We start from the raw sequence: 21338 nt of genomic DNA on the forward strand, positions 1-21338 counted from the left end.
TATGAGACTAAATTTGGATTAAATCAAAAAAGAATATCTTATGAGTACCACAGCAAAAAGACCTGAATTCAAGGCAAAATACGATAATTATATTGGTGGAAAATTCGTCGCACCAATTAAAGGAGAATATTTTGATGTACTTTCTCCAATTGATGGAAAAGTATTTACAAAAGCAGCACATTCCGGAAAAGAAGATTTAGAACTGGCTGTTGACACGGCTTATGAAGCATTTAAAATCTGGGGAAAAACTTCTGTAACAGAAAGAAGTATTCTGTTAAATAAGATTGCTCAAAAAATTGAAGATAACTTAGAGTATATCGCAATAGTTGAAACGATTGATAACGGAAAACCAATCCGTGAAACGTTGGCGGCAGATATTCCATTGGCAATAGATCACTTTAGATATTTTGCCGGAGTAATCCGTGCCGAAGAAAGTTCTATTGCAGAACTGGATTCGCAAACCGTTTCCATTGCATTAAGTGAACCTCTTGGTGTTGTTGCTCAGATTATTCCATGGAATTTCCCAATCTTAATGGCAGTTTGGAAAATTGCTCCGGCTCTTGCTGCAGGAAACACGATTGTTTTAAAACCGGCAGAAAGTACACCAATTTCTATTATGGTTTTAATGGAATTAATTGGGAATCTTCTTCCTCCGGGAGTTCTGAATATTGTAAATGGTTTTGGGGCAGAATTAGGCCGTCCGTTAGTTACGAATAAAAAAGTGGCTAAAGCAGCATTTACAGGTTCAACTACGACAGGACGTTTGGTAATGCAATATGCGACAGAAAATATTATTCCTGTAACATTAGAACTAGGTGGAAAATCTCCAAATATTTTCTTTCCGTCTGTAGCAGATCATGATGATGATTTCTTTGATAAAGCGGTTGAAGGTGCTGTTTTATTCGCTTTAAACCAAGGAGAAATCTGTACATGCCCTTCCAGATTATTAATTCACGAAGATATTTACGACAAGTTTATTGCGAAAGTAATTGAAAGAACGGAAGCGATTGTAGCAGGAAATCCGTTGGATAAATCGACTATGATTGGTGCTCAGACTTCAATTGTTCAGAAAGAAAAAATAATGTCTTATATCAAATTAGGTAAAGAAGAAGGAGCAGAAGTTTTAACCGGAGGTGATGAAAATAAATTAGGAGGAGAATTGGAAGGTGGCTATTACATTAAACCAACTTTATTTAAAGGTCACAACAAAATGAGAATCTTTCAGGAAGAGATTTTCGGACCTGTTTTGGCGGTAACGACTTTTAAGACTACGGAAGAAGCCATTGAAATCGCAAACGATACCATGTATGGTTTAGGAGCAGGAGTCTGGACTCGTGATGCGCATGAAATTTATCAGGTTCCAAGAGCGATTCAGTCTGGTCGTGTCTGGATTAATCAATACCATTCTTATCCTGCGGGTGCTCCATTTGGCGGATACAAACAATCCGGAATAGGTCGTGAAAACCACAAAATGATGTTGAGTCAATACCGTCAAACCAAAAACATGCTGATTTCTTATGACAAAAAGAAATTAGGTTTCTTCTAAAGAAAGAACAGGACTATCCATTCCTTGTGCTAATTTTTAAAAGGGCACACGGATGATACTGATTCGCTAAAGCGAAGGCAGGGATTGAGACGGATTTTATATTAATCTGAATAAAATCCGTTTTATCAGCGTCATTTAATTATTAGTTCGTTTGGTAGATAGTTCATAAAAAAGAATATAAACCTGAGAATAGAATTTCGATAGATTTTCTATTCTCGTAAACCATAGAATTATGCTTCCAAAAACAATGAAAGCCGCAGTCGTCAGAGAATTTGGATCTCTTTTAAAAATTGAAGAGGTCGAAGTAAAACGCCCAGGCAGAAATGAAATTCTAGTAAAAGTAATTGCAAGCGGTGTATGCCATACCGATTTACATGCTGTAGATGGAGACTGGCCGGTTAAACCTAAAATGCCTTTAATTCCGGGGCACGAAGCTGTTGGTTATGTTGCCGCGGTGGGACAGGATGTTAAAAACGTAAAAGAAGGCGATGCCGTTGGTGTGCCTTGGCTGTATAGCGCTTGTGGTGGCTGTGATCATTGCATTACAGGCTGGGAAACATTATGCGAAAGTCAGCAGAATGGGGGGTACAGTGTTGATGGCGGATTTGCAGAATTTGTTATTGCAGATGCCAGATATGTTGGAATTTTACCTTCGAATGTAAACTTTATCGAAATGGCTCCGATTTTGTGTGCTGGTGTTACTGTTTACAAAGGATTAAAAGAAACGGAGGTTAAACCTGGCGAATGGGTGGCGATTTCTGGAATTGGAGGCTTAGGTCACGTTGCTGTTCAATATGCGAAAGCGATGGGAATGAATGTGGCTGCAATTGATATTGGAGATGATAAATTGGAACTGGCAAAAAAACTAGGTGCCGATTTGGTTGTGAATGCGAAAAATCAAAATCCTGGAGAATTCTTAAAGAAAGAAGTTGGTGGAATGCATGGGGCGTTGATTACCGCAGTTTCTCCAATTGCTTTCAAACAAGGGCTTGAAACATTGAGAAGAAAAGGTACAATGGCATTAAACGGACTTCCTCCAGGCAATTTTGATTTGTCTATTTTCGATACGGTTTTGAATAGAATTACGATTAGAGGTTCAATTGTTGGAACCCGAAAAGACATGAAAGAAGCAATCGAATTTGCAGCGGATGGAAAAGTTAAAGCAACCGTAACAACTTCTAAATTGGAAGATGTAAACACCGTTTTTGATAAAATGAAAAAAGGACAGATTGAAGGAAGAATTGTCCTGGATATCGCAAGTTCTTAAATAGTTGGTTATGTTAAGAGGCTGTTCAATAGTTTTGGACAGCCTTTTCTGATTAAGAAAGATTCGCTTCGGAGAAGCGAAATATTTATAGAAATAGTTTTTAGTATTGATGGTAAAGCTCCAGAGGAGCGACATTTTTTTACAATGCTATTATATTTCGCTCCTCCGGAGCTCCTTTACATAATGTGTTATTGAATTTCTATAAATATCTTGCCTCTCTGAGGCTTGATAAAAAAGCTGAAATATAAATGAAATAAAAGCTGTTTAATCTATTAGCGGGCAGTTTTATTAAATTAAAAAAATTATGATTAAACGTATTGATGCCACAGAAAAAGCAGTTGAACTAATCAATATCCTAAAAGAAAAACACGGAGATTTGATGTTTTATCAGGCAGGAGGATGTTGTGAAGGCACGCAGCCACAATGTTTTGAAAAAGGAGGTTATTATCAGCGTACCGGAGACGTTTGTATTGGTACTGTTGAAGACGTAGAATTTTGGGTAGACAAAGATTTATTCGAATACTGGAAACATGCTCATTTTACTTTGACCGTAATTGATGCATTTGGAGTAGGAGGTTTTTCTCTAGAAACCCCACTAAAAAAGACGTTCCAAATAGAATACAGAATTTTTACTCCCGAAGAAGAAAAAGATTTAGAACCTGTTACTAGGATTGAGTAGAAGTTTTTTGTTTCAAGTTTCAAGTTTTACAAAAACTTAGAAACTTAGCGTCTCAGTATCTTAGTTCCTTAAAAAAACTTTGCGCCTTTGCATCTTTGTCACTTTGTACCTAATTTATAAAAAGTAACTGATACTGTTTTGGTGTAATTCCTTCGTATTTTTTAAATAATCGGATGAAATAATTAGCGTCTTCAAAACCTGCCAGATAACAGACTTCATTAATTTGAAGCGTTGGGTTCTTCAATAAATTTTTAGCACATTTAATTTTTTCATTTAAAATATACTCAATTGGACTCATTCCGAGTTCACGTTTAAAGAAACGATAAAAAGAAGTAGTGCTCATACAGGCTTTTTCGCTAAGCGATTTCAAACTCATATTTTCTTTCAAATTCTGTTTGATGTATTCTGTAACTTCTGTTATTGGATTATTGATTTCATGAAATTTTCCTTCATCTAAAGATTTTACGGTTTGTGTCTGAATAATTCTGATCAGTAATTCTTTTAATGTTAAATCGGCTAAAATATCTTTAGTAATCGAAGTACTCATACATTCTTTGATGAGTTTATTGATGGTTGCCGCCATTTCAACATTATTGTAAAAGAAATAATTCTGGTAGTTTAACTGCCAAAACATATTGTTTCCTTCTTTCGGATATTGTTCGTTTAAGAAGTTTAGAATTTCAGCAATTTTATCCTGATCAATAGCCAATGCCAGACATTGGGTTGGATTATTTTTAGAAGCTTCCGGAAAATCAATTTTCATTTCTACATTCGAAGGAACAATTACAGTTTCTCCAGGCAGATATTCAAATTCAGGATCGTCAAAAAGATGCATAACTTTCTTTCCGCGAAGCATGCTGGTCACAACCAAATCATTAAATTTTAACGGAACCATTTTAGTCGATTCGTAGGTTTCAAACAAATTCAGTTCACAATGATTAAGATTGTAAATTGTTCTGTTCTCCACAAGAGTCTTCAATGATTTTTCTTGTGATAATTGAAGAGGATTAACTAGAAAACGTTGGTTGTTCATTGAAATTTAAGTTTTGGTGAAGACTCTAAATTTAATGAAAAATAGAATATAAAATGGCAGATTTAACGTTTTATTAAATCAATTCTTCTACATGTTTTTTGATGTTTTCTGAGATTTTTTTAGTTGGTAAATCATTTTCATCGTCACCAAAAGGATCTTCAATTTCTTCAGCAATCAACTCTAAACTCGCCAATACATAAAATATAAAAACAACAACTGGAGCAACTAGATAACCTAAGCTAACAGAGTAACCAAACGGCAGTGTCATGGTATAAAAGAAAATGAATTTTTTTATAAAGGCACTGTAAGAGTAGGGAATAGGTGTGTTTTTGATACGTTCACAAGCGCCACAGATATCGGTAAAAGCAACCAATTCATCATTCAAGGTAATTAGTTGATCGCCAGAAATTTTCCCTGCATCATACAAATCATTAATTTTATGATACATGATTCTTTTTAACTGATTTGGCTTGTGTTTGTGCTGGTCGATTTCTAACTCTACATCTTCAAAGAGTTGTTTACTGGTATCTTCATCTTTTAAATGTTTGTGTAAAATGTCAGCGTACATCGGAATGTATTTTCTGAAAAACTTTTGGTCATTTTCGTCTTTTAAAATTGCCGAAAGTTTTATGGCAAAATTACGACTGTTGTTTACCAGTCCGCCCCAAAGTTTACGGCCTTCCCACCAACGGTCATAAGCAGTATTGGTTCTAAAAACAAGTAAAAGGGAAATTACAAAACCAAGCATTCCATGCATAATAGGAAGACTATGGATATAATCATTTTTAGTAACTTTAAAATAATGAAGTTCCAGATAACATACAATTGCAGAATAAATCCCAATAGCAATCATAATTGGGAACAGTTTACGAACTGTATCTGACTTATGAAAATGAAAAATAAAAGTAAACCAGTCTTTGGTATTGTAGGTAATCATTTAAGTTTGTTTTGAAACAAATTTAGCTTAAAAAATAGCTCATTTGTATAAAAAGGAAAAAATATTTTAACTCAAAACAGTATAGTTTTGGATGAAATTTAGAGCCGTGTAATTTACTTATATGTATAAAAAAAAATCTGCTAATCTGCTAAATCTGCGAGAGTAAATTTAGCTCGCAGATTTAGCAGATTAGCAGATACTATATTTTTAAGAAAAACTAGAAACTCATATTTCCTGCTAGTTCTTTTAGTGCAATTTCAGATAACTTAGCCTCATATTGAGCATTACTGTAACGCACTTTAGCATTAACATAATTAAGCTGCGCTGTTCTAAAATCCAGAGTTGTAATGGTTCCGATTCTGAATTTATCCAGTGTGATATCTAAATTTTGCTTGGCAATTGCTTCGTTATCTTCTTCCAGATCAATTAATTCCAGATTGGTTAAATAAGTTTGGAAAGCAGTACTTAATTGTGTGTTCAAAATCATGTTTTGCTGTTCTATTGCAATCTGCGAATTTTCGATCTGCATTTTGGCTACTTTTTCATTTCTGTGCTGATTAAAACCATCAAAAATATTCATGGAAGCATTAAATCCGTAGTTTAAACCTCTGGATGAAGTTTCACTGGTAAAACCTAAACTAGATTGACTTTCAGCAAAATTGTAACCAGTGGTTAGTCTTAACGTCGGATAACGATCCGCTTTTACTTGTTTTAGTTGCAGTTCGGCTATACGTTTATTAATAATTTGCGATTCAAGCGCAGGATTTTGTTTTTGGGCTAATTCCATTAAATCTGCTAAAACCAGTTTATTGTCAACATTCACCTCATCAGTAACTTTGAAATCAATTTTTGGATCACGGGCTAAATATTGGTTTAATAGAATTTTTGCATTCGCATAAGATTCTTTTTGTCTCAGTAATGCAACCTGATCCGAATTTAAATCAACTTGTGCATTTAAAACTTCTAATTTTGAGGCTTTTCCGATACTGAATCTGTTTTTAGCCAAAGTTAATCTCTGATTAGAAATCACAATTGTAGTGTCTAAAGCCGCTAATTGATGTTGTTGTTGTACCAGATCATAATAGGCCGAATTTACCTGTCCTATTTTAACTAAAATAGTTCTTTTAAGTTCGGAGTCTCCTAATTTTTGAAGCTCTTTCAGCTGATCTAACCGCGCAAACATTTTCATACCGTCAAAAACGGTCCAGCCTAAACTAACGCCATAATTTAAACTGTTGTTTTTAGCATTGTTTAATGTAGTTGATGTACCATCCTGACGAACTTGTGTTGAATTCGTAAGGTTGTTATTATCAGTAATATTTGCTGTAGCTGTTGGCAACATTCCGGCATTTCCTATTGTAACGTTTGTTTCGCTTATTTTAGAATTATTTTTTGCGATTTTAATTTCAAAATTATTCTCCAAAGCTATTGTCATAGCTTGTTCAATAGTCAGAACTTCCTGTGCATTCGTTTTAACAATGCAGGTAAAGAGAATTATTAAGGTATAGTATATGTTTTTGATATTCATTTTTATTTTCTTTTGCCAAAGCATCACGAATTTAGAAAAAACAAAACTCGTGATTTTTTGGTTTCTATTTTATACTTTCTCTTTCGTATTCTTCGATACGGTCAAATTCAGGATAGTGTTTTCTGGCTTTCGACCACATTAAATAGATGGCAGGAATTACGAAAAGCGTTAAGGCTAACGAAAAGATTGTTCCCCCAACAATTACAACTCCCATACCAATTCTACTGGTTGACGCGGCTCCAAGTGACATTGCGATAGGAAGTGCTCCCAAAGCAATTGCTAAACTGGTCATTAAAATTGGACGTAAACGTGCTTCTGAAGCTTCTAAAATAGCTTCTAATTTCGGTTTTCCCTGTTCGCGTAACTGATTGGCAAATTCGACAATCAAAATACCATTTTTAGTCACCAGACCAATCAACATTACTGTACCAATCTGGCTGAAAATATTCCAGGTTTGGTTGAATAACCACAATGAGAATAATGCTCCTGCAACCGCCATTGGAACAGTAAGGATAATAATAAAAGGATCAATAAAACTTTCAAATTGCGCAGCAAGAATCAGAAATATTAATAACAGAGCTAATCCAAAGGCAAAAGAAGTATTCGAGCTACTTTCTACGAAATCTCGAGATTCCCCGGCTAAATCGGTTGTGAAACTTTCGTCTAAAACTTTAGCTTTAATTCGGTCCATTTCTTTAATTCCGTCTCCCATACTTTTTCCTGGGGCTAAACCAGCGGCAACAGTTGCCGACATATAACGATTGTTATGATACAATTGTGGCGGATTACTTTGTTCATAAACCTTTACAACGTTATCCATTTGAATCAATTCGCCATTTTTATTTTTTACAAACATCGAAGTTAAGTCCAAAGGCTTAGATCTGTCCTTTTGGTCAAATTGTCCAATTACCTGATATTGTTTTCCATTTTTAATGAAATAGCCAAAACGTTGTCCACTCAAAGAAAGCTGTAAAGTTTGCGCAATATCCAAAATAGAGATTCCTAAACTTTCTGCTTTTGCACGGTCAATTGTTACGTTGACCTCCGGTTTATTGAATTTTAAATTGACATCGGTAGTAGAAAAAACGTCACTTTTAGTTACTTCATTCATAAAAAGCGGAATTTTTTCTCTTAATTTATCAAAGTTTGGAGCCTGAATAATGTACTGAATCGGCAAACCTCCACGCCTGTTTACTGCAATTGTAGGCTGCTGAATTACAGATATTTTAGCATCTGGATATTTTTTTGTCCATTTGTTTAGTTTATCGGCAATATCTTTTTGAGATCTGTGTCTTTCTTCAGGTTCTGTGAGTGAAAGTCTTACGAAACCTGAGTTAGTTGCGGAACCTCCGGAACCTCCGGCAGTAATAACTAAACTTACTTTTTTTTCTGGAATAGAATCATCAACCAATTTTGATATTTCCTGCATGAAGCGGTAGGTATAATCGTAGGAAGAGCCTTCAGGTGTAGTCATACGCATTGTTACAGAGCTTCTGTCGTCATAAGGAGCAGTTTCTTTCGGAAGGATCGTAAAAAACAAATAAATGATTCCAAAACAAGCAATTAGAATAGGGAAGCTTATCCATTTTTTTGCCATAAATTTTGACAAAGCTTCAGCATAATTGCTATTCATTTTTTCAAAGAAAGGTTCAGTTTTAATGTAGAATTTCGATTTCTTTTGCTCTCCGCCTTTCATCAAATAGGCATTTAGCATAGGTGTTAATGTCAATGAAACAAAGGCAGAAATTAATACCGCAGCTCCAATGACGACTCCAAATTCTCTAAATAATCTTCCGACAAATCCTTCTAAGAAAATCACAGGTAAAAATACCGCTGCAAGAGTAACTGAAATCGAAATTACGGCATAAAAAATTTCGTTAGAACCTTTAATCGCGGCTTCAATAGGCGACATTCCTTCTTCTACTTTTTTGAAAATATTTTCAGTCACCACGATTCCGTCATCTACCACCAGACCTGTTGCGAGAACAATAGCTAAAAGTGTCAATACATTAATTGAAAATCCGAAAAGCCACATAATAAAGAATGTAGCAATCAACGAAACAGGAATATCAATTAAAGGTCTGAAAGCAATTGCCCAGTCTCTAAAAAATAAATAAATAATAATAATTACCAATATGATTGAAATTCCTAAAGTTTCGGCAACTTCTAAAACAGATTTTTTAACAAATCTTGTATTATCAAGAGCAATGTTAAGTTTGATATCTTTAGGTAAATCTTTTTTTAAAGCGTCGAATTTTTTGTAAAATTCTGTTGAAATATCTAAGTAATTTGCTCCGGGCATTGGCACAATTGCCATACCAATCATTGGAAGTCCAGAAGACATTAAGGAGGTCTCTATGTTTTCCGGTCCTAATTCGGCACCTCCAATATCACTTAAGCGAACAATTTTATCACCATCTGTACGAATGATAATATTGTTGAATTCTTCCGGTTTAGAGAGGTTTCCAACTGTTTTTACGGTTAATTCGGTATTGTTTCCGGTTAATTTTCCTGAAGGCAATTCTACGTTTTGTGCATTTAATGCTGAACGAACTTCAGCAACCGTACAGCCGTAAGCAGCTAATTTTGCAGGATCGATCCATAAGCGCATGGCGTAACGTTTTTGTCCCCAAATTTGTACGCCGCTCACACCAGGAATAGTTTCTAAGCGTTGAGAAATAACATTTTCGGCGTAATCGCTAAGTTCTAAAGAACTTCTGCTGTCACTTTGAACGGTCATAGAAATAATTGATTCACTGTCTGCATCTGCTTTAGATACGACAGGTGGAGCATCTATGTCCTGAGGAAGATTTCTAATTGCCTGCGAAACCTTATCACGAACATCGTTGGCAGCTTCTTCTAAATCTTTATCTAAATTAAATTCGATTGTAATTGTACTGCTTCCCTGGTTGCTGGAAGATGTAATATTTCTAATTCCGTCAATTGCATTTACAGCTTTTTCAAGAGGTTCAGTAATTTGTGATTCGATAATGTCTGAGTTCGCACCTGTATAATTGGTACGAATCGATACCTGTGCCGGATCGATAGAAGGGAATTCTCTAACGCCCAAAAAAGTATAACCAATAAAACCGAATAGAATAATTAGTAAATTCAGTACAATGGTTAAAACGGGTCTTCTTATACTTGTAGTTGATAAACTCATGTTTGATTTTAGATTTTAGAGTTCAGATTTTAGATTTTAGATTTAATGAGATTTAAAACTCTTAACTCATAATCTGTAACTCATAACTCATAATTATTTTACTTTAACTTTAATTGGCGCTTCATTTTTTAATGACATCACACCGCTTGTAATTAAAGTATCTCCGGCTTTTAATCCTGATAAAATTAAGATAGAAGAATCTGTTCTTGTTGTTGCATCAACCATTACTTCTTTGGCTTGACCATTATTAGCAATAAAAACTTTTTTACCATCCTGAATTGGAATAATAGCCTGAGATGGGACTACAATTGCATCTTTAATAATGTTTAAAGGTAATTTAATGTCAGCAAAAGTTCCAGGGAAAAGTTTTCCGTCTGTATTGTCTGCAATGGCACGAATTTGAAGTGTACGTGTCGCAACTGCAACTTCAGGTTCGATTGCATAAATTTTGGCATTGTAAGTTTTAGTAGATCCGGAAACTGTAAAATCGATTACTGAACCTGATTGTACCTGAGAAGCATATTTTTCAGGAATTGAAAAAGTAATTTTTAGTTTACTTGTATTAACCAATTTAGCTACTAAAACTGTCGGTGTAATATAAGTTCCGGGAGAGATATTTCGCAATCCAATTTTTCCGGAAAATGGTGCTCTGACAGAAGTTTTAGAAATTTGCGCTCTGATTAATTGACTTTGTGCCTGAGCAGAAGCATGATCTGCTCTGGCGACATCTGCTTCTTCCTGACTGATAGCTTCTTTTTGAAGTAAAAGTTTAGCTCTTCTTTCATTTTCGGCTGCAAGTCCTTCTTTGGTTACAGCTTGTCTTAATTGTGCTTTTAGTTCAATATCGTTTACTTTCAAAAGAACTTGTCCTTTGGTTACATAAGAACCTTCATTAAAAAATATTCCTTCTACAATTCCTGAAACCTCACTATGAATTTCGACTTGTTCATTGGCTTCTATTGAGCCTGAAAGTGATAAATTATTGTCAAAAGTGGCTGTTTTTATTACAATTCCATTAACAGTTGTTGGAGAATTTTTATCATTAAATTTTTTAGAGTCATCGTTTTTGCTCTTGTTTGATATAATTCTGTAGGTAATAAAACCTCCAATTGCTATAATTAAAAGGGTGTAAATGAGGTGTTTTACTTTCATAAAATTGAGGTGAATATAGTATTTAAGGTTTCTGTTTTTAGTAAGCTTACAAATTTAACTTTTTGACATGAAATCAGATGCTGTTAGCTTTTATTTAACATTTGTATGTACAATGGTTAGTATTTAGACTGAAAAGAGATTAAAAGGTTTAATTAAAGATTAAATTTTTTGATGTAGACAAACAATCATTTTTTTAAGGTTTACAATAGCTTAAGAAGAATTTTACAAAATAGAAGTTTAAGCGAAATAATGCTAAAATTAAATTTTATGCATTTTGTCTGATTTTTTTTGCACTTTATCGATTTTATTTGTAACATTGGTATGTTAAACAAAAACATTGTTTTTCTTGATAATACTGATATGAACTACGGTAGTTATTGTTAAAATTAAGGTTTAGAAGTTGTTTTTTAAGTTTTTTACAGAATATGGTTAATAATTATATTAACAATTGTTTAGTTTTTTTTTGTTAAACTAATATAAAAGATGCTTTATGAAGAAAAATTTACTCCTAACATTATGGTTTACGTTATTACTTCTTGCGATTGGTTATTTATTTTGGCAAAATGAGTTCAAGTACAGTCTTCCAACGCCAATACCTCAAAATTATAAAGCTATAGCAATGGGGTCTAAGATCGAATTAGGAGCCTGTTGTCCATTTAATCAAAAGCCTGTTTTTATACATTTTTTCAATCCCGATTGTCCTTGTTCCCGCTTTAATGTTCCTCATGTTAAGGATTTAATTAAAAAGTACGCCAATCAGGTTAATTTTAAAATTGTAGTGTTAAACAAAGAAAAGAATTTTACAATTGCTGAAATTCAGGAAAAGTTTGATGCTAAGATTCCGGTGTATTTTGAAGAATCAATTGCAAAAAGATGTGGTGTTTTCTCTACACCTCAGGCCGTTTTGCTGGATCCTTCACATAATTTGTATTATCGTGGTAATTACAATAAAACGAGATATTGTACAGATGCCAAAACTAATTACGCTCAAATGGCAATTGATGCTTATTTAAGTGAAAAACACAAACCTTCTTTTGATGCTTTTGCTATGAAAGCATACGGATGTTCGTTACCAAAATGTACCAAATAAATCTATTTCCAAAAATCCAAAAACTAAAACCTATGAAAACAAAAGCTAGCTTAAACGAACAAGATTATCTGCACAGTTTTATGTCTACTATGACTCAGAAGTCAGATACAATTATTAATTATGTTCTTGCCGTATATTTTCTTCTCGGTATAGGACTATCTTTTAAATATGACACTTTCGAAATTGGCGTTGGAGTAGGGACGCTCAATCTTCTGGCCTATTATTCGGCCAAGTTCTTCATTAAGAATTCTAAATTTTATCAGTATGTGTTGTCGGTTGTTTTGGCTATTTTTATGGCACAGTATATTTATCAGATGCATGGTATGTTCGAGATGCATTTTACGGTTTTTATAGCCAGTACGATCTTAATTGTGTATCAAAACTGGAAATTACAAATTCCTTTAACGCTTTTGGTTGTATTACATCACGCAGGTTTGGCGTATCTGCAAAATTTTGTTTATAATGATGCCAACGGACTTCAGGTTTACTTTTCTCAGGTCAACTTTGATTTAGAAACATTAATTATTCACACAGTTTTGGCTGCAGTTGTATTTTTTATGAATGGTTATTGGGCGTATTATTTTAAAGAACACAGTGAAAATCATATTTCAAAAATTTCTGACGAATATGAATTAGAGAATATGAAACTGGCTTCTGCAAAATACAGTTCAATGTCAGCAACAAAAGACTACAACGATTTTATTCACAGAACTACTTTAGATTTAAAACTGCCGGTAAATTCGGTTTTAAAACTTATTGATGTTTCCAAAGGTCATACAGACAATGATAAACTGTTGTCTTATTTGGAAATGATGAGAGAAAGTGCAAAAAAAATTGATGATTTAGTTAATGATATTCATGTCAAATCTACAAACAGCAGAAACTAGCCCTCCTAATTAAATTTTTCCCCAAATATTAATTTTTATAACCCTGTTGTATGTTTAAGTATGATTTGCCTACTGCAGTTCCTACACTGCATAATTTGAAAAAAACTATTGACCATTTTTTAAGCGACACTATAACATTAAATTCAATTGACAAAATTGGAGCCAATTCAGAATTTGCTTCAGAAGTTGCCGATATTCTTAAAGGATACAGAGAGAATTCTCAGGTGTACAATCTCGACTTTCAGTATAAAAGACTAGTTCAGATTATAAACGATATTCATAATCTTAATCTGGTGGTTAATAATGAAATTCCGGAATGGCTTGAGTATGAATTAGGAATTGTATTTCACAAAATCAGAAATATTCTGCTTGCTTTAGAAATTGAATTGAATTAAAAATTATTTAAAGATTCTTTTATGCGCTTAATCGAATTGTAAATTAATTTAAATGTAAAAGCTATGGATACCAGAATTAATCGTCCAACACCTTCAGACAGAGAAGTAGATTGGAACAAGAATAAAGTGCTGCTCAGTAAAACCGATAAGAAAGGAACCATATTATATGCCAATGAGGACTTTATAGATGTTTCTGGTTATGATGAATTTGAACTTGTTGGCCAGCCTCATAATATTGTCAGACATCCCGATATGCCCAAAGTGATTTTTAAATTCTTATGGGACAGTATTAAATCCAGTGAAAACATTCATGTAATTATAAAAAACATGGCCAAAACAGGCCGCTATTATTGGGTAGTTACCGATTTTAAAATTATTGCAGACACCGATGGAGAAATTGTAGGCTTCTTTGGAACCCGAAAATCGGTTCCCAATGATATTATTGTCAAGTTTATTGAGCCTTTATACAAAAAACTTTTACAGATTGAAGAAACGAGTGGCATTCATGCTTCTGAGGAATATCTTGTTGGGTTTTTAGAGGAACGTAGAAAAACTTATATGGAGTATATAGATCATTTAATTGCGACTGGAAAAGACGATAAAAACAAAATAAGCAAAGGTCTTTTCAGTGGTTTATTTGATAAGAGTTCTCCAAAGAAATAAAAATTCCTAAGAATATGCTTCATTGTGTCAATTTGAATATTCAACCCAAATTTGCCCCCCAACAAATCTAAATCGCCTGAATATTTAAAAACTTATTTTAAGTGAGATGCAGTGAAGTGTGTTTTTTTGAGGTACAAAGTAACAGAGTTACAAAGCTTTATAAAGTTACTTAAACCAAGTACTTTGTAACTTTGTCACTCTGAATCTTTGTCCCTTTACGAAATATAATTCCAAATATTTTTCTTCTTAGTCAATTCAATAAAAATGGCTCTTAAAATGGTATTTTCAGGTTTTTGAAGGGCTGAATCTTCTTTTAAGATTTTCATGGCATAATTTCTTGCCAGAGACAGAATTTCTCTGTCTTTAACAATATCAGCTATTTGAAGGTTCAGGACACCGCTTTGCTGTGTTCCCATTAAATCGCCGGGACCGCGAAGTTTAAGATCAACTTCGGCTATTTCAAAACCATCATTGGTCTGAACCATAGTTTCCATTCTGGTTTTACTGTCAGAACTTAATTTATGTCCCGTCATTAAAATACAATAGCTCTGTTCGGCACCACGTCCAACACGTCCGCGCAATTGGTGTAATTGCGAAAGACCAAATCGTTCGGCACTTTCTATAATCATTACACTGGCATTTGGAACATTTACACCAACTTCAATAACTGTTGTAGCCACCATTATGTTGGTTTTTCCTTCAGAAAAACGTTTCATTTCGGCATCTTTATCTGCTGGTTTCATTTTTCCATGCAGGATCGAAATCGAATATTGAGGCAACGGAAAATCCCGGGAAATACTTTCGTAACCGTCCATTAAATCCTTATAATCCATTTTTTCAGATTCCTGAATTAAGGGATAAACGATATAAATTTGTCTTCCTTTTGCAATTTCATCACGAAGAAATTTCCAGACTTTTAATCGATTAGAATCAAAACGATGTACAGTTTGAATTGGTTTTCTTCCGGGAGGCAATTCATCAATTACAGAAATATCCAAATCGCCGTATAAACTCATTGCCAAAGTTCTCGGAATTGGCGTAGCAGTCATGACCAAAACGTGTGGCGGAATCTCATTTTTCTTCCACAATTTAGAGCGTTGTTCTACACCAAAACGATGCTGTTCATCAATTACGGACAGACCTAAATTTTGAAATTTTACTTTATCTTCCAGTAATGCATGAGTTCCAATCAGAATTTTCAGAGTTCCGTTTTCGAGTTCTTCATGGATAATTTTTCTTTCAGAAGTTTTAGTAGAACCCGTCAATATTCTAATATTGATACCAAGCATTTCAGCAAAATGAGATAATCCAAGATAATGCTGATTAGCCAAAATCTCTGTTGGGGCCATTAAACAAGCCTGAAAACCATTGTCAATAGCCAAAAGCATACTCATAAAAGCAACAATCGTTTTTCCGGAACCTACGTCACCTTGCAAAAGACGATTCATTTGGGCATTGCTTCCCATGTCAGTTCTAATTTCTTTGATTACTCTTTTTTGAGCATTGGTTAAATCAAAAGGCAAATGGTTTTTGTAAAATGCATTAAAAAGTTCGCCCACTTTTGTAAATGGATGCCCTTTGATTTTATGTTTTCTAATAAGATTTTTGGTAATTAACTGCAACTGAATAAAGAACAATTCTTCGAACTTCAATCGGAATTGTGCTTTTGCTAAAATATCGGCACTTTTTGGAAAATGAATATTAAATAACGCAGCTCTTTTTGGAATCAGTTTTAATTCTTCGATTAAAGAGGACGGAAAAGTTTCTGTAAAAAGTGCTTGTGTTTCTAGAAACAATTGTTCCATCATTTTATTGATAGTACGATTCGAAATACCTTTGTTTGTTAAAGCTTCTGTAGAAGGATAAACTGGCTGCATTGCTGAACGCAGGCTTCTTTCATGTTCACTCAGTAATTCGATTTCAGGATGAGCCATACTGAATTGACTTCCGTATAAAGAACATTTTCCAAAAATAACCAGAGGTTCGTTTAATTTTAAACTTTCCCTAATCCATTTATGTCCCTGAAACCAATTGAGATCAATTTGTCCGGTATCATCAACAAAACTGGCTACTAAACGTTTTTTGTTTTTAGCAAATTCAACCGTTTTGATGTTGATTATTTTTCCAATAATCTGTACTTCAGAACCTGTATTCTGTAATTCATTAATCTTATAATAACGCGTTCTGTCAATGTATCGATTGGGATAAAAATTGACTAAATCCCCATATTTGTGAATACCCAATTCCTTACGAAGCAACTGACCACGACTGGGGCCAACACCTTTTAAGTATTCAATTGGGGTTTCTAGAAGATTATTAGACATTAAATTATTTTAGATTTTAGATTGTTGATTTTAGATTGTTGATTTTAGATTGGAAAGAGTTGGAATTTGGATTTTTTGAATTGGAATTTAATTAAAAAGCGAAGATAGATTTTAATTAGGAATTTTGAAAATCAATTATAGTGCTTAAGGTTTTGAATATTAAGTTATCATTAAGCTGTAAAAATAAACGCAACCATCTTAAGAAAGATTAATCTTAATAATAGTTAACCTTTAAAAACTATAAAAATGAAAAAAACTGGACTTTTGATTGTAATGTTTGTTTCTTTAATTTCTTGTTCTAGCGACGATTCAAACAATAAAGCGGATGCTGTTGTGACAGACTATTATGGGAAATGGGTGCAATACACAGAGGCTAAGTATGCTAACGACCCTTCTTCAAAACAGTATTCTTATGTATTTAATAAAGATAATACATTTTCAAAAATGAGATCGTATGAAAACATTAATATAACGCTGACAGGAACTTTTGAAACTATAATCAAAGAAGATATAACACGTTTTGTATTAACATATAAGGAGAAAAAGGAAAATTCATTCATTTCAAACTGTACAGGCAGTTTGATTGAAAGTTTTACGTTGGATAAGTCAGGACGTTTGATTGATGATGCCCGTGCATGTGACGCTGCTTTTGTGTTTAAAAAGGCAAATTAAAGCTCGATATATTTAAATTGTAAACTCCGTTGGTTTTCTAACGGAGTTTTTTATTTTTATTCAGTAAAATTATAATAAAAAAAGATATTTGTTAGATTTGTTTAAACATTCAAATTATAAGCCAATATAATGAAAGAAGAAAAAGTTCCTTTTGCCACTATTTTGTTTTCAGGTATTACTTTCAAAGTAATCAATCGATATGAAGCACACGAAATTATTGGAAATCTTACTGATTTTAAAGATCAAAAAATCTATAATGTCTTTGAAGATACCTGGCGTTTTCCGGATTATGAAGAAAATCCAATATTTCTTTTAGCAGAAGAAGATGTAGAAATGGAATCTTTTGAAATGGATTTCAGTACAGAAGAACATCCGGATATTTTTATACTTGGCTTTATTTTTAAAGGGAATTTAAATGTAACCAAATTAATAACCTCTTATGATACCGATAATTCGCCTGCGTTAATCGTATTTGGGGAAACTACCACTGTTAATATTACTTTATTTGGTGGCGTACATTATTTGGGTGGTGGTTTAAAATGTGATGTACTTACAGGAGAATACAACCACGGTGAGCTTTTTGTAAAAGGTGATGTTACAGCCTGGTTAATCTACAGTGATGATATGTGGATGCATTTTGAACGTTTTACGAATGTCCAGTCAATCATTAACGTAAACAGACCAGATGTGTTAATTTGTAGCAATGTAACAGATACAGACGGATCTGTTATTACGGTCGAAAACTACTTTCCGTCAACTCATAAATTATCAGATATTGTAAACGATGATTTTATTGAATATACAAGTTACGGCACAGAAATATTAGGCAATAACTATTTAGAAGTTTTTGCAGCAGGACTTTCTGTTATAGATCATGATAAAGCAGAAAAGTATTTGTACACTGATTTTCGCAATCAGTTTATAGAAATGGTTCAGGTTTTATCTAAAAAAAGCGAAGGCAGAATTCGTGAAAAGCTTTCTGAGACGGAATATCAATATGTTCCTTTTGTTTATGAGGGACTGAATTACAGCCAGATTTCGGAAGAAATAGGAAATGGGTTTAATATTCAAATGAGAGCTTTATGGTGTCATGATAATGAAGAAATTATGCTGATTTTAGAATATCAGGATGAAGAAAGAAATCCAAAATACCAATGGATTAACAACGAAACGGCACCTGGAATAGAAATGTATTGTGTAAAAGCAGCTGCTACAAAAGCTTTTGAAGTTCTTACAGCAGAAAGAGGAGAGGATGATAACGAAGAAGATGAAGATAATACTGAATATGCTGATTATGACAGTAGTTTTTCTTTGCAAGATTTTGCAATTCAGTTTGGTAATTATGCAATACCGGAAGATTTAGTGAAATTGTATGAATTTCAGAAAGAATATGGTTCAGAAACTTATTCGGAATGTTTTGGTTTATTGATGATTAACGATAAAACAGGAATTAAAACCTGGTCTGAAGAAGAAGAATTTTATAACAGTTTTATTGAATTTGCGGGAGCAAATGGTTCTGGAAGTTCCTATGCTTATTGGCTTATTGATGATGATTTAAATAATTGTCCGATAGTTGTTTTTGGTGACGAGGGAGGAATTCATGTTGTAGCAGAGAACATTCGCAAATTAATTCATTTACTGACTCTTGATACAGAAATTTCAGTTGATTTTGATTACTGTTATTTTTATAAAGATGAAGAATATTATAGCGAAAATGAAAATAAAGAAGAATTTCACGAATGGGTTAAAAGAGAATTTAATCTTAACGCAATAGAATCAAATGAAGAAACAGAAGTCATTATAAATGAAGCAAAAGAAAAGTATAAAACAAAGCTAAATGATTTTCTAACCAAGTTTGATATTGAAATAGGAGAAGAAGAGGAATAATCCTAAAAAAGGAATTTTTATCTTTGAAAAAAAATAAAATTAAATGACAACACATTTAGCACTTTTACGCGGAATCAATGTTTCCGGACATAATATGATGAAAATGGATGCTTTGAAAACAATGCTGGAAAATCTGGGTTTTCAAAATATCAGAACTTATCTGCAATCCGGAAATGTTTTTGTAGACAGCGAAGAAGATGCAGCTAAAGTTGGCTTTATGATTAAACAGGAAATTTTTAAAGTTTTTGGACATGAAGTTCCGGTAGTAATGATTACCAAAGAAAATTTAGAATCTTGCTTTGCAAATAGCCCTTTTTTAAAAGAAAAAGATATAGATACTAAAAAACTTTATGTAGCTTTTGTTTCAGCTTCGCTAAAAAAAGAAAACATAAATGATCTTAAAATCAGTCAGTTTAAACCTGATGAAGCCAGTATTGATGAAAACAAAATCTTTATAAAATACGCCGTTGGAGCCGGAAAAACACGTTTTGATCAAAAATATATCGAGAAAAAATTAAATGTAATTGCAACTATTAGAAACTGGAACACCGTGACTAATTTGCTTAATATGTATTCAGAATAATGAAAAAGTACTTTTTAATGTTTTTTGTTTTAATAGCGAGTTTAAGTTCTGCTTCTTATGCTCAAAATACAAAAACAACTGTGGAAGATTTTAATATCTTTTTCGATAAGTTTAATTCGGATTCTAAATTTCAGGTGAGCAGAGTGATTTTTCCTCTAAAATATCAGGTGAATAATGAAGATTTTGAATTGACTGATTATACAATGTCAAAAGATAAATATAAAGTTTTAACCTTAAACAGAAAATCTGATGAAAAGTACTTAAAACGTACATTATCAATTAAAAAGCATAAAGCTACACTTCAGCAACGTGGTCTGGATAATGGAATTTATGTAGATTATATTTTCGAATTAAAAGACAATAAATGGTTTCTAAAAACCTGGATCGATCAATCTACTTAATTAAAGTCTTTTTTAAATATAAAGTATCCATTTTATGTAATGCCCCTTTTTTCATTCCACCTCCAAAAGGCTGCATAAACTGAATGTGTTGTGATTCATAACCTTCTTTATTGACAGGTTCATTAACGGATAAAGTTGGCGCTTCAAAAGCGAAGAAAGTAAATTGGTGATAACGTTTTTCATTCAAAGAAAAATAACCATTTTGGTTACTTAAAGTTTCGCCAACTTTACAATTTTCAATAGGCTGTTTGGTTTCCGCATCGTAAACATAACCTGTAATTTGAGGTCTTTTACATCTGTTAACTAAGCAGCTTTGAAATGAAAAAGAAACGAGAATCAGAGTTATTGCAAAACAAGTTTTAGTATAAACAGTATTCATTATTTTTTAATTAAATCACAATACCAAAACCCAAAATCAAAAGCAGTGTCATCGTTGGTATCGCATGCTGAATTTGACGAATCCTGGCTTTCAGGTTTTTCATATTTTCGATAAACAGTTTCGCCAATTTCAAAATCTATACGTTTCGAAAAAATGGGACCGTCAAATGTAAAAGTATGAAATTCACCATTTTCACCACAGACATCTACATTATCGGGTAAATCATTTATAAAATCCTGATCGATTATTCTGCCCACAAAACTTTTGTCTAAATATTTTTCATTTACGCACACAACAATAGTTTTAAATCCCAGTGAAATAAATTCCTGAATCAAGTCTTTTGTTGCAATTTTCCAAATAGGGAAAAGACCTATGAAATCTAGTCTGGCCAATTGCTTCTCTCGATACAATCGTAAATCTTCCAGAAAAATATCTCCAAATACAGAATATTGTATACCCTGATCTTTTAATGCTGTCAAAGTTTCCATCATTACATTTTCATAAACTTCCATTGTTGGCATTTCGGGAATTTCCATGATTTTTAATGGAATTCCAATGCTTTCGGCTTGTGCCTGCAATAATTCTACGCGAACCCCATGCATGGAAATTCTTTGATATTGCTGGTTTACACTAGTCAGCAAATATTCAATTTTGAAATCGGGATTTTGTAATATTTTAAAAAGAGCCAATGCAGAATCTTTTCCGCTGCTCCAGTTAAATAAGGCTTTTTGGGGTGTAGGCACAATTTTTTA

General features: G+C 33.2%; 19 protein-coding genes. 11 read left to right on the forward strand and 8 right to left on the reverse strand.

The genetic code is table 11. The annotated features are described in order from the left end of the window. Positions 1-40 precede the first annotated feature (40 nt). The 3 genes from HYN56_RS17420 (at position 41) to HYN56_RS17430 (ending at position 3492) form a co-directional block, all read left to right on the forward strand. Positions 41-1546 (forward strand): aldehyde dehydrogenase family protein, encoded by a 1506-nt coding sequence (locus HYN56_RS17420; RefSeq protein ID WP_109193339.1) that lies wholly within the window; start codon positions 41-43, stop codon positions 1544-1546. 247 nt (positions 1547-1793) lie between these two features. Continuing rightward, entirely contained in the window at positions 1794-2813 is a 1020-nt protein-coding gene (gene adhP, locus HYN56_RS17425) for an alcohol dehydrogenase AdhP (protein WP_240622580.1), read from the forward strand. Positions 2814-3117: 304 nt separating this feature from the next. Further along, entirely contained in the window at positions 3118-3492 is a 375-nt protein-coding gene (locus HYN56_RS17430) for a DUF779 domain-containing protein (protein ID WP_109193340.1), read from the forward strand. Positions 3493-3601: 109 nt separating this feature from the next. Here HYN56_RS17430 and HYN56_RS17435 read toward each other — a convergent pair whose 3' ends face one another. From HYN56_RS17435 to HYN56_RS17455, 5 genes are all read right to left on the reverse strand, one after another. After that, on the reverse strand, positions 3602-4525 hold the full coding sequence (locus HYN56_RS17435) for an AraC family transcriptional regulator (protein ID WP_109193341.1): 924 nt from the start codon (positions 4523-4525) through the stop codon (positions 3602-3604). A 73-nt stretch (positions 4526-4598) separates the two neighbouring features. After that, complete coding sequence (locus HYN56_RS17440) at positions 4599-5462, reverse strand: bestrophin family protein (RefSeq protein ID WP_109193342.1); 864 nt, start codon at positions 5460-5462, stop codon at positions 4599-4601. Positions 5463-5679: 217 nt separating this feature from the next. Continuing rightward, complete coding sequence (locus HYN56_RS17445; RefSeq protein ID WP_109194858.1) at positions 5680-6990, reverse strand: TolC family protein; 1311 nt, start codon at positions 6988-6990, stop codon at positions 5680-5682. 64 nt (positions 6991-7054) lie between these two features. After that, on the reverse strand, positions 7055-10153 hold the full coding sequence (locus HYN56_RS17450; protein ID WP_109193343.1) for an efflux RND transporter permease subunit: 3099 nt from the start codon (positions 10151-10153) through the stop codon (positions 7055-7057). Between the two features lie 93 nt (positions 10154-10246). Further along, complete coding sequence (locus HYN56_RS17455; protein ID WP_109193344.1) at positions 10247-11305, reverse strand: efflux RND transporter periplasmic adaptor subunit; 1059 nt, start codon at positions 11303-11305, stop codon at positions 10247-10249. 490 nt (positions 11306-11795) lie between these two features. On the opposite strand from HYN56_RS17455, the gene HYN56_RS17460 reads away from it, so the two are divergent. The 4 genes from HYN56_RS17460 to HYN56_RS17475 all read left to right on the forward strand — a co-directional run bounded on the left by HYN56_RS17460 (position 11796) and on the right by HYN56_RS17475 (position 14340). Then, a complete protein-coding gene (locus HYN56_RS17460; protein ID WP_109193345.1) occupies positions 11796-12395 on the forward strand; it encodes a TlpA family protein disulfide reductase in 600 nt (199 codons plus the stop codon). A gap of 32 nt (positions 12396-12427) precedes the next feature. Further along, positions 12428-13282: a histidine kinase gene (locus HYN56_RS17465; protein WP_109194859.1), complete on the forward strand. Its 855-nt coding sequence runs from the start codon at positions 12428-12430 to the stop codon at positions 13280-13282. Between the two features lie 50 nt (positions 13283-13332). Next, on the forward strand, positions 13333-13677 hold the full coding sequence (locus tag HYN56_RS17470; RefSeq protein ID WP_109193346.1) for a hypothetical protein: 345 nt from the start codon (positions 13333-13335) through the stop codon (positions 13675-13677). Between the two features lie 63 nt (positions 13678-13740). Further along, positions 13741-14340: a PAS domain-containing protein gene (locus tag HYN56_RS17475; protein WP_109193347.1), complete on the forward strand. Its 600-nt coding sequence runs from the start codon at positions 13741-13743 to the stop codon at positions 14338-14340. A 215-nt stretch (positions 14341-14555) separates the two neighbouring features. Here the strand turns inward: HYN56_RS17475 and recG are convergent, their stop codons facing one another. Next, positions 14556-16664, reverse strand: coding sequence for an ATP-dependent DNA helicase RecG (gene recG / locus HYN56_RS17480; protein WP_109193348.1), 2109 nt, complete (start codon positions 16662-16664; stop codon positions 14556-14558). A 246-nt stretch (positions 16665-16910) separates the two neighbouring features. On the opposite strand from recG, the gene HYN56_RS17485 reads away from it, so the two are divergent. The 4 genes from HYN56_RS17485 (at position 16911) to HYN56_RS17500 (ending at position 20207) form a co-directional block, all read left to right on the forward strand. After that, entirely contained in the window at positions 16911-17336 is a 426-nt protein-coding gene (locus HYN56_RS17485; RefSeq protein ID WP_109193349.1) for a hypothetical protein, read from the forward strand. Positions 17337-17465: 129 nt separating this feature from the next. Beyond that, positions 17466-19223 carry a hypothetical protein gene (locus HYN56_RS17490; RefSeq protein ID WP_109193350.1) on the forward strand — a complete coding sequence of 586 codons (1758 nt, stop codon included), beginning with the start codon at positions 17466-17468 and terminating at the stop codon, positions 19221-19223. Positions 19224-19266: 43 nt separating this feature from the next. Then, complete coding sequence (locus HYN56_RS17495) at positions 19267-19806, forward strand: DUF1697 domain-containing protein (RefSeq protein WP_109193351.1); 540 nt, start codon at positions 19267-19269, stop codon at positions 19804-19806. After that, entirely contained in the window at positions 19806-20207 is a 402-nt protein-coding gene (locus HYN56_RS17500; RefSeq protein WP_109193352.1) for a DUF4348 domain-containing protein, read from the forward strand. Before HYN56_RS17495 ends, HYN56_RS17500 begins: the two co-directional genes overlap by 1 nt. Here the strand turns inward: HYN56_RS17500 and HYN56_RS17505 are convergent. Together HYN56_RS17505 and HYN56_RS17510 are read right to left on the reverse strand one after the other, a co-directional pair. Then, a complete protein-coding gene (locus tag HYN56_RS17505; protein ID WP_109193353.1) occupies positions 20200-20586 on the reverse strand; it encodes a hypothetical protein in 387 nt (128 codons plus the stop codon). The genes HYN56_RS17500 and HYN56_RS17505 overlap by 8 nt on opposite strands. Beyond that, positions 20586-21329 carry a Dph6-related ATP pyrophosphatase gene (locus HYN56_RS17510; protein WP_109193354.1) on the reverse strand — a complete coding sequence of 248 codons (744 nt, stop codon included), beginning with the start codon at positions 21327-21329 and terminating at the stop codon, positions 20586-20588. The genes HYN56_RS17505 and HYN56_RS17510 overlap by 1 nt, the downstream gene beginning before the upstream one ends. Positions 21330-21338: the final 9 nt, after the last annotated feature.

Source organism: Flavobacterium crocinum, from assembly GCF_003122385.1.
Lineage (GTDB): Bacteria > Bacteroidota > Bacteroidia > Flavobacteriales > Flavobacteriaceae > Flavobacterium > Flavobacterium crocinum.